Annotated in this window: 11 protein-coding genes and 5 tRNA genes; 5 read left to right on the top strand and 11 right to left on the bottom strand. The window is 64.1% G+C overall.

What is annotated here, in order from left to right; all coding sequences use genetic code 11:
- Positions 1 to 117 precede the first annotated feature (117 nt).
- Entirely contained in the window at positions 118 to 1,587 is a 1,470-nt protein-coding gene (betB, locus tag ACUY1T_RS04725; RefSeq protein WP_446020557.1) for a betaine-aldehyde dehydrogenase, read from the bottom strand.
- The gene (gene betI, locus ACUY1T_RS04720; RefSeq protein ID WP_446020556.1) at positions 1,584 to 2,204 is read right to left on the bottom strand and encodes a transcriptional regulator BetI; all 621 of its coding nucleotides are present in this window, start codon (positions 2,202 to 2,204) and stop codon (positions 1,584 to 1,586) included. The genes betB and betI overlap by 4 nt, the downstream gene beginning before the upstream one ends.
- Before the next feature lie 165 nt (positions 2,205 to 2,369).
- Between betI and ACUY1T_RS04715 the strand changes: the two genes are divergently transcribed.
- The 4 genes from ACUY1T_RS04715 to ACUY1T_RS04700 all read left to right on the top strand — a co-directional run bounded on the left by ACUY1T_RS04715 (position 2,370) and on the right by ACUY1T_RS04700 (position 2,916).
- A tRNA-Met gene (locus ACUY1T_RS04715) sits at positions 2,370 to 2,446 on the top strand.
- A 145-nt stretch (positions 2,447 to 2,591) separates the two neighbouring features.
- Positions 2,592 to 2,667 (top strand) — tRNA-Asn (locus tag ACUY1T_RS04710).
- 30 nt (positions 2,668 to 2,697) lie between these two features.
- A tRNA-Asn gene (locus ACUY1T_RS04705) sits at positions 2,698 to 2,773 on the top strand.
- Between the two features lie 67 nt (positions 2,774 to 2,840).
- Positions 2,841 to 2,916 (top strand) — tRNA-Asn (locus tag ACUY1T_RS04700).
- Positions 2,917 to 2,985: 69 nt separating this feature from the next.
- On the opposite strand, the gene ACUY1T_RS04695 is transcribed toward ACUY1T_RS04700, so the two are convergent.
- Together ACUY1T_RS04695 and ACUY1T_RS04690 are read right to left on the bottom strand one after the other, a co-directional pair.
- Positions 2,986 to 6,117, bottom strand: coding sequence for an EAL domain-containing protein (locus ACUY1T_RS04695; RefSeq protein WP_446020555.1), 3,132 nt, complete (start codon positions 6,115 to 6,117; stop codon positions 2,986 to 2,988).
- A 386-nt stretch (positions 6,118 to 6,503) separates the two neighbouring features.
- Positions 6,504 to 8,573 carry a carboxy terminal-processing peptidase gene (locus tag ACUY1T_RS04690; RefSeq protein ID WP_446020554.1) on the bottom strand — a complete coding sequence of 690 codons (2,070 nt, stop codon included), beginning with the start codon at positions 8,571 to 8,573 and terminating at the stop codon, positions 6,504 to 6,506.
- A gap of 125 nt (positions 8,574 to 8,698) precedes the next feature.
- Here ACUY1T_RS04690 and ACUY1T_RS04685 point away from each other — a divergent pair, with 125 nt between their 5' ends.
- On the top strand, positions 8,699 to 9,997 hold the full coding sequence (locus ACUY1T_RS04685) for a M18 family aminopeptidase (protein WP_446020553.1): 1,299 nt from the start codon (positions 8,699 to 8,701) through the stop codon (positions 9,995 to 9,997).
- Between the two features lie 52 nt (positions 9,998 to 10,049).
- Here the strand turns inward: ACUY1T_RS04685 and ACUY1T_RS04680 are convergent.
- The 7 genes from ACUY1T_RS04680 to lolB form a co-directional block, all read right to left on the bottom strand.
- Positions 10,050 to 10,126 (bottom strand) — tRNA-Met (locus ACUY1T_RS04680).
- Positions 10,127 to 10,179: 53 nt separating this feature from the next.
- The gene (gene ychF / locus ACUY1T_RS04675; protein WP_446020552.1) at positions 10,180 to 11,271 is read right to left on the bottom strand and encodes a redox-regulated ATPase YchF; all 1,092 of its coding nucleotides are present in this window, start codon (positions 11,269 to 11,271) and stop codon (positions 10,180 to 10,182) included.
- 55 nt (positions 11,272 to 11,326) lie between these two features.
- Positions 11,327 to 11,908, bottom strand: coding sequence for an aminoacyl-tRNA hydrolase (pth, locus tag ACUY1T_RS04670; protein ID WP_446020551.1), 582 nt, complete (start codon positions 11,906 to 11,908; stop codon positions 11,327 to 11,329).
- An 80-nt stretch (positions 11,909 to 11,988) separates the two neighbouring features.
- Entirely contained in the window at positions 11,989 to 12,627 is a 639-nt protein-coding gene (locus ACUY1T_RS04665; RefSeq protein ID WP_446020550.1) for a 50S ribosomal protein L25/general stress protein Ctc, read from the bottom strand.
- Between the two features lie 122 nt (positions 12,628 to 12,749).
- A complete protein-coding gene (locus tag ACUY1T_RS04660) occupies positions 12,750 to 13,691 on the bottom strand; it encodes a ribose-phosphate pyrophosphokinase (RefSeq protein ID WP_010629229.1) in 942 nt (313 codons plus the stop codon).
- Positions 13,692 to 13,782: 91 nt separating this feature from the next.
- Entirely contained in the window at positions 13,783 to 14,631 is an 849-nt protein-coding gene (ispE, locus tag ACUY1T_RS04655; RefSeq protein ID WP_446020549.1) for a 4-(cytidine 5'-diphospho)-2-C-methyl-D-erythritol kinase, read from the bottom strand.
- Between the two features lie 43 nt (positions 14,632 to 14,674).
- Positions 14,675 to 15,295, bottom strand: coding sequence for a lipoprotein insertase outer membrane protein LolB (lolB, locus tag ACUY1T_RS04650; RefSeq protein ID WP_446020548.1), 621 nt, complete (start codon positions 15,293 to 15,295; stop codon positions 14,675 to 14,677).
- Between the last annotated feature and the right edge of the window lie 7 nt (positions 15,296 to 15,302).

The following is a 15,302-nucleotide window of genomic DNA, read 5'->3' as shown; positions in this document are numbered from 1 at the left end:
GGAGGTCCTACGCCATGGATGGCGTAGGTAGCGCCCAGGGATGGGTTCACAGCGCCTCCTCGCAGGCTTGTCGACGGATCAGCCCCGAGCGATCCCGTATGTTTTTTTTCCTGCCTTCTAGAACACCGACTCGAAGGGGCCCATCTCCACCTGCACCGACTTGGTCTGGGTATAGTGGGCCAGGGTCTCGATGCCGTTCTCGCGGCCCACGCCGGACTGCTTGTAGCCGCCCACCGGCATCTCGGCCGGCGACTCGCCCCAAGTGTTGATCCAGCAGATGCCGGCCTCGAGACGATGAATGGTGCGGTGCGCGCGGGCGAGGTTCTCGGTGAACACGCCGGCAGCCAGCCCGTAGTGGGTGTCGTTGGCACGCCGGATCAGCTCCTCCTCGTCGTCGAAGGCGAGGATCGACATCACCGGACCGAAGATCTCCTCGCGCACGATGCGCATGTCGTCGCTGCAATCGGTGAATACCGTGGCCGGCGCCCAGGCGCCATGGGCGAAGTCACCTTCGGTCAAGGGCTCGCCGCCGATCAACACGCGTGCGCCGTCCTGCTTGCCATATTCGATGTAGTCGAGCACCTTGGCCTGGTGCTCGAAGCTCACCAGCGGGCCGAAGTTGATGCTGGGGTCGAGCGGGTCGCCCGCGCGGATGCGCGCCACGCGCTCGGCGATCTTCTCCTCGAAGTCATGCTTTACCGAACGCTCGACGAAGACCCGCGTGCCGTTGGTGCAGATCTGCCCGCTGGAGTAGAAGTTGGCCATCATCGCCGCATCGGCGGCGCGGTCCAGGTCGGCGTCGGCGAAGACGATCAGCGGCGACTTGCCGCCGAGCTCCATGGTCACGTCCTTGAGGGTCGAGCCACCTGCCGCTGACATGACTTTCTTGCCGGTGCCCACTTCACCTGTGAACGACACCTTGGCGATGCCTTCATGGGCGGTCAGCATCTGGCCGACCCGGGCGTCGCCATGCACGACGTTGAACACGCCGTCGGGCAATCCCGCCTCGGTGAAGATCTCCGCCAGCTTCATGGCGGTCAGCGGCGTCACCTCGCTGGGCTTGAACACCACGGCGTTGCCCGCGGCCAGCGCCGGCGCCGCCTTCCAGCAGGCGATCTGGATCGGGTAGTTCCAGGCGCCGATGGCGCCGATCACGCCCAGCGGCTCGCGACGGGTGTAGACGAAAGACGACGCGCGCAGGGGAATCTGGGCGCCTTCGATGGCCGGAGCGAGGCCGGCATAGTATTCGAGCACGTCGGCGCCGGTGGCGATGTCCACTGCGGCGGTCTCGCTGATCGGCTTGCCGGTGTTGCGTGTCTCGAGTTCGGCGATTTCGTCGTTGTGCTCTCTCAGCAGTGCCACGGCGCGATTGAGAATGCGGCCGCGCTGCATGCCGGTCATGACGGCCCAGCGGCGCTGGCCCTCGCGCGCAGTGGCGACGGCGCGGTCGACGTCGGCCTGGCTGGCCTGGCCGACCTTGGCCAGCAGGCTGCCATCATAGGGGTTGATGACGTCAAACGATTCGCCGGAGGTTGCTGGCTCCCGGCGGCCGTCGATGTAGAGGGTCTCGGTGTCGAAAGCTGTCATGCTGTCTCCTTTGAGGACGCAGGGGAGGTGTCGTAACCGGCCAGTAGCTGGTCGAGATAGCCGTGTGCGACACGACGGGCGCGTTCAGTGTCCAGCCCTTCGGGGCTGAGGGTGCCACGCAGCCACAGGCCGTCGATCATGGCGGCAAGGCCGCGGGCGGCATCGCGTGCTGCGTCGCGTGGCATCAGCCGGCGGAACTGGCAGCACAGGTTGGAGTAGAGACGCTGGTCGTTGACCTGCTGCAGGCGCTGCAACTGGGGTTTGTGCATACTGCTGGCCCAGAAGGCGAGCCAGGTCTTGGCTGCCGGACCGGAAATCTGGCTACGATCGAAGTTGCCATCGATGATGGCACCGAGGTGGTCGCGGGGGGAGCCGTTGGCCAGCTTGCAACGCCGTGCCGCCACGGCCTGGCCCAGGTCGGTGAGAATCTGGCGCATGGTGGCTTCGAGCAGACCGTCCTTGCCGCCGAAATAGTGGCTGATGATGCCGGCCGATACGCCGGCATGCCGGGCGATACGCAGCACGGTGGCATCGGCCAGGCCAACTTCGTCGATGGCGGCCATGGTGGCCTTGATGAGCTGGCTACGCCGGATCGGCTCCATACCTGTCTTGGGCACCTAATGACTCCTCTTGATGCAACACCTTTGGCACACTCCGGAGAATGGCATTTTTTTATTGAACGTTCAATCAATAAAAAGACCGAATCGCTTTTACCTTGCTTGCTCGTCTCGCTTCGTGCATAATCCTGCCGCGTTGAAGGGGCACTGTTCCCTGTCAGAAAAGGCTACGTAGCTCAGCCGGTTAGAGCACATCACTCATAATGATGGGGTCCCCTGTTCGAATCAGGGCGTAGCCACCAGACTCTCCACGCGACGCCCGCGCAACTCCCATTGCGCGGGCGTCGTGCGTCTGGGGGGCGTGTTTGGGCGCGGCGTCGGGCGCCAAGAATCCGCCCTTGACCTTATGTGAGCGATCCGTATACTACGCACCGTGTTCAGGGCCATTCCCGGATAGCTCAGTCGGTAGAGCAAGTGACTGTTAATCACTGGGTCGCAGGTTCGAGTCCTGCTCCGGGAGCCAAGAACACAAGCTGATCCTGACGCTCGTCATTCCTCGATAGCTCAGTTGGTAGAGCAAGTGACTGTTAATCACTGGGTCGCAGGTTCGAGTCCTGCTCGAGGAGCCATCAGCTAGTTGATGCAAGCCATCAGTTGCCCCGCAAGAGGAAGTGCCCCACTTCCTGACCGCATCGTTCCCGGATAGCTCAGTCGGTAGAGCAAGTGACTGTTAATCACTGGGTCGCAGGTTCGAGTCCTGCTCCGGGAGCCAACGTCTATCGCTCACCCCGCATTTTCCCTGCATTGTTTCCCCTTGGTGTGGTACTGCTTGTCCTGCCTTTCAGCGTGTCTCGGTCGGGGCGTGCCGAGTGCCTCGTGGCGTCTCGAACGTTAGGTAGCGACGCTCGATCTCGCAGGCTTCGCATGCGGGACTGAATAGGTAGCCTTGATAGCCCCCGCACCCCTGATGACGTAGGAATTCCAGCTCCTCTTCGGTCTCCACACCTTCGGCAATGGTCTTCAGGCCCAGGGTGTCGGCCAATGTGATGATGGCCCGTACGATGCCTTGGTTCTTCCTGTCTTCGTGTATCCGCTTGATGAAGCTCATGTCGATCTTGACGGTATCGATGGGGAAGTCGCGCAGGTAGGCGAGCCCCGAGTAGCCCGTGCCGAAGTCGTCGATCGACAGGGCTACGCCGAGGCGTTTCAGTGCCTGCAGCGTGGACAGGGTATAGTCCAGGTCGAACATGGCCACATGCTCGGTGATCTCGAGTTCGAGGTCCTGTGCCGGTACTTGCCGCTCGCTGAGCCAGCGCGTCAGTTCGAGGACGAAATCGGAGCGCGAGAACAGTGAAGCCGAAACGTTCACCGCCACCGGCAGTACGCGACGCCCCTCGCGACGCCATCGCGCCAACTGGTCGATCACCGCCTTGAGCATCCAGCGATCGATGGCGGCGATCTGTCCGCTCAGTTCGGCGACGGGGATGAAGTGTCCCGGCGGCACCAGGCCGCGCTCGGGGTGCTGCCAGCGTACCAGTGCCTCGAAGCCGACCACCTCGCCACTGGCAATGCCGAGCTTGGGTTGGTAGTGCGCCCGTAGCTCATTGCGCTGCATGGCACTGTCGAGTTCCACCCGTAGCGTCAATCGACTCTGTGCCTGATGCTGCATCTCGCTGGAATAAAACGCATAGATGCCGCGCCCACGGGCCTTGGCCTGGTACATGGCCGTGTCGGCGGCCTGGATCAGTTCATCGAGACTGGTGCCGTCGCGAGGGGCCTCGGCGATACCGATGCTGCAACCGATGTGCACTGGTTGTTCCTCGAGCCGGTAGGGCTTGCGCACGCTTCTGATCAGACGCTTGGCGAGTGAGCGTGCCTCCTGCCGACAGCCGGACAGCAGGACGACGAACTCGTCGCCGCCGAAGCGAGCCAGCGTATCGCCATCGCGCAGTTCGCCGCGCAGTCGGGCGGAAACCAGCTGCAGCAGGAGGTCGCCCTGCTGGTGGCCCATGGCATCGTTGACGTGCTTGAATTCGTCCAGATCCACGAATAGCACTGAGAGGGTCAGCGGCCCATTTCCCGCCTGCTCGACCGCGTGTTGGAAGCGATTCTCCAGCAGCAGACGGTTGGGCAGTCCCGTCAAGGTATCGTAGTTGGCGAGATTGAGGATCTTCTGCTCGGCCCGTACCTGTGCCGAGACGTCTTCCATTACCGAAATGAAATGCTCGATCTGGCCGTCCTCCCCCCGTACCGCGGTGATGGTGCCGCGCTGAGGGTAGTGCTCGCCATTCTTGCGGGCGTTCCAGAACTCCCCGGCCCAATGGCCCTCCGTCAGCAGACTGCGCCACAGCGATTCGTAAAAGGCGCTATCCTGCCGGCCTGACTGGAGCATGCGGGGATTGCGACCGACGACCTCCTGTCGGCTATGGCCCGTGATCCGCGTAAAGGAGGGGTTGACGTCGAGGATGTGGCCACTGGCGTCGGCGATGATGATGGATTCGTGGCTGTGCTCGAAGACTTCCGAGGCCAGCTTCAGGCGTTGACGATCCGCCTGCATGTTCAGGGCAAAGGCGATGTCACTGGCCAGTTCGTCGAACAGACGTACCATGTCGTCATCGAGGCCATCGCGCTGCCGGCTGAATACCGTCAGTACGGCCTGGACCGGCTTGCCCCCCGGTTGGATGGGGAATGCGGCCATAGCGCCAGGCTCATTCTGCAGAGAAGCCGGGGACGCATCTGGCCGCCAATCGTGCCGAATGACATGACGGTTATCCTCCAGCGCCTGACGTACCAGGTCATGGTCGGGGTGGCAGCATCCCGCCGCTAACACGCCGCTTCCCTTGCGTGCGCAGATCGAGTTGGCAGGTTGGCCGCCGGCGCCCGCTCGTGCGGCGTGTACCGGCGTGATGCAGGCCAGGCGGAAGCTGCTCTCGGCAACGATGATTTCACACATTCGCTCATAAAGCTGGGTCGGCGTCAGCTTGAGGTTGATCAGCGCCTGATTGGCGTTGCTGAGCATCTCGTACATGTCGCGCATCTTCTGCACCCGGATCAGGACGCGCCGGCGCTCGTCGATCAGACTGCCGAGCAGCCAAACGACCATCTGGTTGATCAACAGGAACACCGATAGGGCAGTCAGGCTGCGCTGAGCGCTGCTGGGGGTATCGCCGGCTCCCAGGGCATCGGCCACGCCTGCGACCAGGCTTGCCGACATGACCACGAACAGACTGGTCGTCAGGGGGAGCCGTATGGCGGCGATCAGCAGGAGAGGGGTCAGCAGGAAACTGTAGGTGGCCAACGTCCTACCGGCTGGGTTGTTCACGCTGAAGATCAAGGCCGATGCCAGGCAGGTGAGCGCCCAGAGCGTCACCGATTCCCAGTTGAACGGGTGGGCGCAAGACTCGGGCGCAATGCGGCGGGGGAGTTGGAAGAGCAGCACCAACAGGGGGGCGAAGAGAAGCAGGCCGTTCAGGCGCTGGATGAACCACCACAGCCACTCGGAGATGAAAGATTCGTCGGGGTCGGACAGGCCGAGCGCCGTCAGGCCGGACGACAGCGTTGCCGGCAGCAGGCAGCCCCATAGCAGGAAGTGCAGTATGCCACGTTGCGTACTGGGGCCAAGTCCTTCGGGGGCGAAATGCAGCAGCAACTGGGCGCCGAGCCAGGCCTGTGCGACCAGGGGCAAGCTGATCCAGAGGGCGGTGAGGGGCGGTATACCCAACAGACCGATGCGCAGGCCGAGATCGAGCAGCAGGACCGTACACGAGAAACGCAGCCGTTCCCGGGCATGAGGGAGTGGCAGCACGAGCAAGGCAGCAAGCAGAATGCCTCCCTGCGGCAGCATCAAACTGAATCCGTGGCTCGGATTGCGCAGTGCGTAAGCCGCCAGCGAGAGCACCGTATAGGCCAGCAACCAGCCCGCCCAGTGACGGCTTGCGCTTCGGGCCGAGCCAACCAACCGATGAATCACCATACGGAGTCTTCCCATGGAGGCGTAGGCTGGCGATTTGAGGGCCGGGAGCGGGCGGATGGTCCTGTGCGACGGCCGAATGGCTCGTCAGCCATTACCATAGACATTCTCATCGATCTGGCGCCTCACGCCATCAACGCAGCTTGGACGCGCCCGGTTGGGCTGCCCTCAAGCTTGTCGCGAAGCTCCGTATCGTGAAGGAGGCCGAGCCTCCCATACCGGTTGATACTACTAGGGAAGCGGGAGAGAGTTGATGACGCATCTCATGATTATGCTTGGGCGATCGCTCAAGCATCCTGTGGGGTGCAGGGAGAGTGAGTTCAAGGACGGGGTTGTGAGACGACGAGGGGCGGGTCCCTTGCGAGGGCCCGCCCCGGGAGGGGCGGCCCTCAGAAGCGGCCGGCCAGGCGTCGGTGGGTCAGTTCGGCATAGTCGGCAAGGACGGCGGCGGCCTCGATCACTTGCACCCGATCTACCGATTCGTCCTCGCTGCTATCCTCTTCGTCTTCACCACGTGCATCGATCAGTTCGTCCAGCGGCTCCAGGCCCAGGGCTGCACGGCGGCGATTCTCGAGGGCCAGCTGCTCGGCGTCACGGGCTTCCACTTCGCGCTGGCGCTGCTCGCGATCGAGGCTGACGCTGGTTTGCTCTTCGCGCATGCGGCGCGCCAGGTCGACGCGTTCCTTCAGGTAGACGAAGTTGGGATGGGAGTCGGCTCGTTCGCGATGTCGGGAGCGCAGCGTCTCGAGATACTCCCAGGGCTCGCCGTAATGACGGTACTGGACCGCCTGGACGGTATCCCACTCCAGCGCATTATCCAGGCTGCTCTCGCCGATTCGCTCCGGGTCGACCATGTCGGGAAACAGGATGTCGGGCTCGACGCCACGATGCTGTGTGCTCTCGCCCGAGATGCGATAGAACTTGGCCCGGGTCAGCTTGATCTGGCCGTGGCTCAGGTCGTTCAGGGTCTGCACGGTGCCTTTGCCGAAGGTGGCGCTGCCCAGTACCAGGCCGCGACCGTAGTCCTGGATGGCGCCGGCGAAGATCTCGGAGGCCGAAGCCGACAGGCGGTTGACCAGTACGGCCAGCGGGCCATCGTAAAGGGTTCCCGCTTCGGTATCGCCATACAGGCTGATGCGGCCGCGAGCGTCGCGTACCTGGACGGTGGGGCCGCGGTCGATGAACAGGCCGAGCAGGGAGTTGGCTTCCTGCAGGGCGCCGCCGCCGTTGTTGCGCAGGTCGAGCATGATGCCGTCGACACCTTCCGCCTTGAGCCGCTCGACTTCGCGCGCCACGTCGCGGGTGGTGCTGCGGAACTCCTCGGCGCCGGACTGCCAGGCGTCGAAGTCGACGTAGAAGGTCGGGATGGTGATCACGCCGACGCGCTTGATGCCATCATCTCGCTCCACTTCGACGATCTCGCCCTTGGCCGCCTGCTCTTCGAGGTCAACGGTGTCTCGGGTGATCTCGACGGTATGCGAGCGGGTCATGTCCACCGCCTCGGCCGGGACCACCTCGAGGCGCACCACGGTTCCCTTGGGGCCGCGGATCAGATCGACCACTTCGTCCAGGCGCATGCCGACGACGTTGACGATGTCTTCCTCGTCCTCCTGGCCCACGCCGACGATGCGGTCGGCGGGCTCGAGCACGCCGGCACGATCGGCCGGGCCGCCGGGCACCAGGCTCGTCACCTTCACGTACTCGCCGTCGGACTGCAGCATGGCGCCGATGCCTTCCAGCGACAGCCGCATCTGGATGTCGAACGATTCGCCCTGGCGGGGAGAGAGATACTCGGTGTGCGGGTCGATACTGCTGGTCACCGCTGCCATGAACAGGCCGAACACGTCCTCGCCGTTGGTCTGGCGCAGACGCGAGAGCTGACCTTCGTAGCGCTGGCGCAGGTTGTTCTCTACCTGCTCCTCATCCTGGCCGCTGATGTCCAGTGTGAGGGCGGCGTTCTTCAGGCGCTTGCTCCACAGGTCATCGAGTTCGGCTTCACTGCTGGGCCAGGGTACCTCACGACGGTCCAGGTCAAGACGCTGATCGGTCTCGTAGGTGAACTCGAGGCCCTCGTCGAGAGCCTCGAGCAGCCACTCGAAGCGGCTTTCCGCGCGATCGTGATAGCGCTGGTAGAGCTGGTAGACGGGTGCCAGGTCACCGTCGAAGAGCAGGTCGTCGATGCGGTCCTCGAGGTGGCGAAACTCCTCGACATCGCTCTCGAGCAGAAAGGCGCGCTGGCCGTCGAGAATGTCGAGATAGCGCTCGAAGGCCAGCCGTGACCAGGTGTCATCGAGAGGGGTGTCGGCATAGTGGCCATAGCGCAGCGACTCGGCGACTTCCACTGCGGCTTGACGCTGATCGTCGCCGGGCTGGATCTGGGCAAGCGCCAGTTGAGTGCATGACAACAGCAGCACCAGCGTCAGGATCGCTGTGTGCCGAATAACGACAAACTGGCTCATCAATGAAGCACCCCTGGTTTCGTGTACACTTCCTTCCCTAGACAAGCGTATGGCCTGTGAGTTGCCAAGGCAGACATCGCATTGTAGCAGTTCTCGCGTCAACCACGACCCCTATGAGGAGCCTCATGTCTCGGGAAGCCCGACTCGAGCGTCTGCTCGACTTTCTATACCGTTCCCCTACGCCCTGGCATGCCGTGTCGGCCATGGCGGAGCGGCTCGATGCCGCCGGTTTTCGCCGGCTCGACGAGAGCCAGGCCTGGCAGCTCTCGGCCGGTGAGAGGGTCTACGTCACGCGCAACGGCTCGTCCATCGTGGCCGTGCAACTGCCCCGCGAAGGACTCGAGGCGCTGCGCATGATCGGTGCCCATACCGACAGCCCCGGCTTGCGGCTCAAGCCGCATGCTGCCCAGACAGCTGCCGGTTGGCTGCAGCTTGGTGTCGAACTCTATGGCGGTGTGCTGCTGGCCCCTTGGTACGACCGTGACCTTGCCTTGGCCGGGCGAGTGCACGTGAGACATCCCGACGGCCGCCTTGAAGGCGTGCTACTGCATGTGAACCGGCCGATTGCCATCATCCCCAGCCTGGCGATTCATCTCGATCGCGAGGTCAACAGCGGGCGGGCGATCAATGCCCAGACCCAGATGCCGCCGGTGTTCCTGCAGGGCGGGGATAAAGCCGACCTGCAGCGGCTGTTGCTCGAGTGGCTGGAAGCACAGCACGGCATCACGGGAGCCGAGATCCTCGACTTCGAGCTGGCGCTCCATGACGTGCAGCCGCCGGCGCTGGTCGGTGTCGAGCGGGAGCTGGTGGCCAGCGCGCGCCTGGACAACCTGCTCTCCTGCTTCATCGGGCTGGAAGCGCTGCTGGAGAGCGATGGCAGCCAGGGCGCGGTGTTGGTCGCCAACGACCACGAGGAGGTCGGCAGCGCCAGCGCCTGCGGTGCCCAGGGACCCTTTCTCGGCGACGTGCTGCGGCGTGTCAACGCCCAGTTGGGTGAGCCGGGCGACGAGGGCTTCATTCGCCTGATCCAGGCCTCACTGATGATCTCCTGCGACAATGCCCACGCCCTGCATCCCAATTTTCCCGACAAGCATGATGCCGCCCATGGGCCGGTCCTCAACGGCGGCCCGGTGATCAAGGTCAACGCCAACCAGCGCTATGCCACCAACAGCGCGACTTCGGCGCTGTTCCGCGATTTGTGCCGCGAGGCAGGCGTGCCGGTGCAGACCTTCGTCACCCGCGCCGACATGGGCTGCGGCAGTACCATCGGGCCGATCACGGCCACCGAACTCGGCGTGCCGACGCTGGACGTGGGCGTGCCGCAGTGGGCCATGCACTCGATCCGCGAAACCGCAGGCGCCAAGGACGTGGAGTACCTGACCCGAGCGCTGGTGGCCTTCGTCAACCGCCCGCGACTGGGCTGAGCCGCCACCACGAAAAACCCGGCGCCAGGAGGCGCCGGGTTTTTTCGATCTCTGGTGGCTACGCCCTGACTCGAACAGGGGACCCCATCATTATGAGTGATGTGCTCTAACCAACTGAGCTACGTAGCCAATCAACGGAGGCGAAGTCTACGGATTTGGCTCTTCGAGGTCAAGGTTTCTGGCTACACATTGAAGCGGAAGTGGATCACGTCGCCGTCCTGCACCACGTACTCCTTGCCTTCCAGGCGCCACTTGCCAGCGTCCTTGGCGCCCTGTTCACCGCCCAGGGCGACGAAATCGTCGTAGGCGATGACCTCGGCGCGGATGAAGCCCTTCTGGAAGTCGGTGTGGATCACGCCGGCGGCCTCGGGGGCGGTGGCGCCGACCCTGACCGTCCAGGCCCGGACTTCCTTGACGCCTGCGGTGAAGTACGTCTGCAGGCCGAGCAGCTTGTAGCCGGCGCGGATCACGCGGTCGAGTCCCGGCTCCTCCATGCCCATTTCACTGAGGAACATGGCGCGCTCGTCATCGTCCAGCTCGGCGATCTCGGCTTCCAACTGGTTGCATACCGGCACCACCACCGCGCCTTCCTCGGCGGCGATCTCGTTGACGATGTCGAGATAGGGGTTGCTCTCGAAGCCGTCCTCGTTGACGTTGGCGATGTACATGGTCGGCTTGAGCGTCAGGAAGCCGAAGCTCTTGAGCTGCTTCTTCTCGTCGTCGTCGAGGCCGAAGCTTCTCAGCGGCTGGCCCTCGGCCAGGTGTGGCTGGATGCGCTCCAGGATAGCCTTGGTGGCGATGGCATCCTTGTCGCCGCCCTTGGCCACGCGCACCAGGCGCTGGATGGCGCGCTCGACGGTGTCGAGATCGGCCAGCGCGAGTTCCATGTTGATGATCTCGATGTCCGCGCGCGGATCGACCTGGTTGGCCACGTGGATGACGTTGTCATTGTCGAAGCAGCGCACCACATGGGCGATGGCCTGGGTCTCGCGGATGTTGGCCAGGAACTTGTTGCCGAGCCCCTCGCCCTTGGAGGCGCCCGCCACCAGTCCGGCGATGTCGACGAACTCCATGGTAGTGGGGATCACCTTCTGCGGCTTGACGATTTCAGCCAGCCTGTCGAGGCGCGGATCGGGCATCGGCACGATGCCGACGTTGGGCTCGATGGTGCAGAAGGGAAAGTTCTCGGCATCGATGCCGGACTTGGTCAGGGCGTTGAAGAGCGTCGATTTGCCCACGTTGGGAAGGCCGACGATACCGCAGTTGAAACCCATGGTGATGTCCTGAATAAGAGGGCGAGTGGTGCTCGCGAACGGGCGCTATTCTAGATCAGCCTGAGAAACTGTGCAGCCGGCTCATGGCGCGGGCCCATTCACCCGACGCGGCAAGAGGCAGCGTCGCCAGGCACTCATTGAGCGCGGCGCCGATGGCCACGAGCTCCGCCTTGCCGGGGCGCCCCAGCACGTAGTTCGTCACCTGGCGGGAGTCGCCGGGGTGGCCGATGCCGATGCGCAGGCGATTGAAACCCTTGTCACCCAGCGCACTGATGATGTCGCGCAGGCCGTTGTGGCCGCCGTGCCCGCCGCCCTGCTTGTAGCGGGCGGTGCCGGGAGGGATATCCAGTTCGTCGTGGGCTACCAGCAACTCGTCGGGAGCGATCTTGTAGAACTGGCACAGGGCTGCGACGGCGCCACCGCTGCGATTCATGAAGGTGGTGGGCTCGAGCAGGTGTAGCTCGTGTCCGTCGAGCAGCACCTTGGCATAAAGGCCGAGGAACTTCTTCTCCGGACGCAGCTCGGTGCCGGCCTGGCGAGCCAGGATCTCGACCAGCCAGGCGCCAGCGTTATGGCGCGTGGCGGCGTAGTTGTCACCGGGGTTGCCCAGCCCGATGATCGCCTTGACCTGGGGCATGCGGGGCCTCCAAACAAAAACAAGCGCCGCAGCGCTTGATTGGGTTGGGGGCTGCCCTAGGGCAGCCCCGACAGCGCAGTTTACTCGGCGCTGTTTTCGCCTTCCTCACCTTCTTCGCCTTCGGCCGCTTCGCCGCGGACTTTCGGCTTGGTGATGCTCAGCACGGCGTTGTCATGGTCGGCGCCATGAGTCAGTTCGACCAGAGTGACACCGGCCGGCAGCTTGAGGTCGGAGAGGTGCAGGGTGGTGCCCAGCTCGACGTCGCTGACGTCGACTTCCAGGAAGTCCGGCAGGTCCTTCGGCAGGCAGCTGATCTGGACTTCGTTGGAGAGCACGTGCAGCTCGCCGCCATGATCCTTGATGCTCTTGGACTTCTCTTCGCCCACCACGTGAAGCGGTACGCTGATGGTGATTTCGTGGGTGGCATCCACGCGCATGAAGTCGGCGTGGGTGATCAGTGGCTTGTACGGGTGGCGCTGCAGGTCACGCACCACGACCTGCTCTTTCTGGCCATCGATGACCAGGTTGAGCACTGAAGAGAAGAAGGATTCGTCTTCGATGGCCTTGTAGAACGCGGCCTTTTCGACGGAGATCGGCTGGGGCGCTTTCTCGCCACCGTAGACGATGGCGGGTACCTCGAGGTTCGCACGACGCAGGCGGCGGCTCGCACCTTTCCCCAGGTCGTTACGAACGCTGGCATTGAGAGTGAAATCGGACATGTTGTTGCCTCTTGCTGAATGTAAGGGATACGTGCGACCCGCGACCTGATCGCGACGCTCCCGAAAGCCCCCGTGGGGGCGCTACTCCGGCGCCCTGTTCTTGCTGAGAGTCGTTGAGAGACTCAGTGGAACATGGCGCTGACGGATTCTTCGTTGCTGACGCGGCGGATCGCCTCGGCGATCAGGCCGGCCACGCTGAGCTGACGAATCTTGCCGCTGCGACGGGCGACGTCGGACAGCGGGATGGTATCGGTCACCACCACCTCGTCGAGAACCGAACCGGTGATGTTCTCCACCGCCGGGCCCGAGAGGATCGGGTGGGTGGCATAGGCCACCACGCGGCGCGCGCCATGATCCTTCAGCGCGTCGCCGGCCTTGCACAGGGTGCCGGCGGTATCGATCATGTCGTCCACCACCACGCAGGTGCGGTTCTCGATCTCGCCGATGATGTGCATCACCTGGGCCTGATTGGCCTGGGGGCGACGCTTGTCGATGATGGCGAGGTCGGCGTTGAGCTGCTTGGCGATGGCGCGGGCGCGAACCACGCCGCCCACGTCCGGCGACACCACCACCAGGTCGTCGTAGTTCTGGCGCTCGATGTCGTCGAGCAGGATCGGCGAGCCGTATACGTTGTCCACCGGCACGTCGAAGAAGCCCTGAATCTGGTCGGCGTGCAGGTCCATGGTCATTACCCGGTCGACGCCAGCCTTGACCATCATGTCGGCTACTACCTTGGCCGAGATCGGTACCCGAGCGGAACGCACCCGACGGTCCTGGCGCGCGTAGCCGAAGTAGGGCACCACGGCGGTAATCCGGGTAGCCGAGGCCCGCCGCAGGGCATCCACCATCAGGATCAGTTCCATCAGGTTGTCGTTGGTCGGTGCGCAGGTGGACTGCAGAATGAAAACGTCCTTGCCGCGAACGTTCTCGTTGATCTCGACCGCGATTTCACCATCGCTGAACTGCCCGACCGTGGCATTCCCCATGCGAGTATCGAGACTCTCGGCGATCTTCTGGGCGAGTTCGGGGTTGGCATTCCCGGCAAAAACCATCAATTTTGACACGCGCATCCACCTATGCAGTGTTGGGGAGCTCAATCGGCGATGAGCCAGGATACCGCAAGCGCAGCAATTCGGGCGCTCACTGGCACCTCGCTCATCGGCCTAGAGCAGCATGTAGCGGGGAGAGGTTCAGGCCGCGGGCCGTGAAAGCAGTATAGCGGCCTGGCAAGTCGGCCAATAGGCGCCTTGCCGTATCTTCCGAGTCTAGCCGGGCGAAGATGCAGGCGCCGGTTCCCGTCAGCATGGCGGGTGCCCGGCTGCCAAGCCAGTCGAGCGCTTCGGCGACTTGCGGATAGAGTGACCTGACCGTTGGCTCGCAGTCGTTGTGCCAGCTGGGCGCTCCCCCCTGCAGTGCGCGCGCCATGGTAATCGGGGGCGTGTTACGTGTCAATTGTGCCGCCCCGAACACCGCGCCGGTAGCGACCTCGATACCGGGGTGGACGACCACGAACCAGGGGGTATCGAGAGCGACCGGCGTGAGCTTCTCGCCCACGCCTTCGGCCCAGGCGGAGTGGCCGCGAATGAACACCGGCAGGTCGGCGCCGAGGCGCAGGCCGAACTCCGCGAGGCGCTCGAGCGAAAGGTCGAGCTGCCACAGGCGGTCGAGCCCGAGCAGGGCCGTAGCGGCATCGCTGCTGCCGCCGCCCAGGCCTCCACCCATGGGCAGGCGCTTGGTCAGGTGAATATCGGCGCCCAGTTGGCAGCCGGTCTCGGCCTGCAGCAGCCTGGCTGCCCGTACGACCAGATTGTCGCTATCGGCCAGCCCGGCAATGGGTGGGGTCAGCCGTATCTCTCCATCTTCTCTACGGCGCAACCGCAGGGTGTCGCCATGATCGAGGAACTGGAACAGCGTCTGCAGCTCATGGTAGCCGTCTGCCCGGCGGCCGACGATATGCAGCATGCGGTTGAGCTTGGCCGGGGCCGGCAGGACGAGCTCGCTCATCGTCTCGGTCATCGGTTCATTCGTCGGCTCAGTCATCAACGGCTCAGTCATCGACTACGGGGCGCCACTCCGTGACGACCAGCGTTACGCGCAGGTCGTCGTACTCCATGATCAGGCGGCGCGGCAGCCACAGCGACTCGACCTGGGTCCAGTCGCGATAGACGATCTGCCAGCCATCCTGCTCGAGCTGTTGGGGGAAGCCCCGTTCGTCATGCTCGAGCTGGTAGCGGCTGTGGTCGGCGGGCAGGCCGCGGATCCAGTCGGCCAGCGAACTGACCGGCAGCGACCAGCCCAGTTGCTGCTGCATGAGGGCCTCGGGGGTTGCGGCCTCGAAGCGTCCTTCGGCGTTGGTCAGCGAGAAGCGCCCCTCGCGACCTTCCAGCAGGTTGCGGCCGCTGCCGAAGGGGCCGCTGATGAGCATGCGGTAATAATGTGGGTGCTGGCTCCAGTCGAGATTGGCGCTGGTCGACTCCTGTGGCGTGCGCAGCCCGGCTTTGCCGACCAGGATCCAGGTGTCCAGGGCTTCCAGGCGCTCTTGCTGGGCTTCCCACTGGTCGGTCGCGCGCTCGCCGTCCGGTGCCGTGCCCGGGGTGGCACAGCCGGTCAGCAGGGCAAGGCTGAGACTCACGGCAAACCAGCGTATCGCGGAAGAGGGGCGTCTCATGGCATCG

It is taken from the genome of Billgrantia sp. Q4P2, assembly GCF_052806135.1.
Note: the sequence above shows the minus strand (reverse complement) of the source record. Positions and strands in the feature narration are given on the sequence as shown.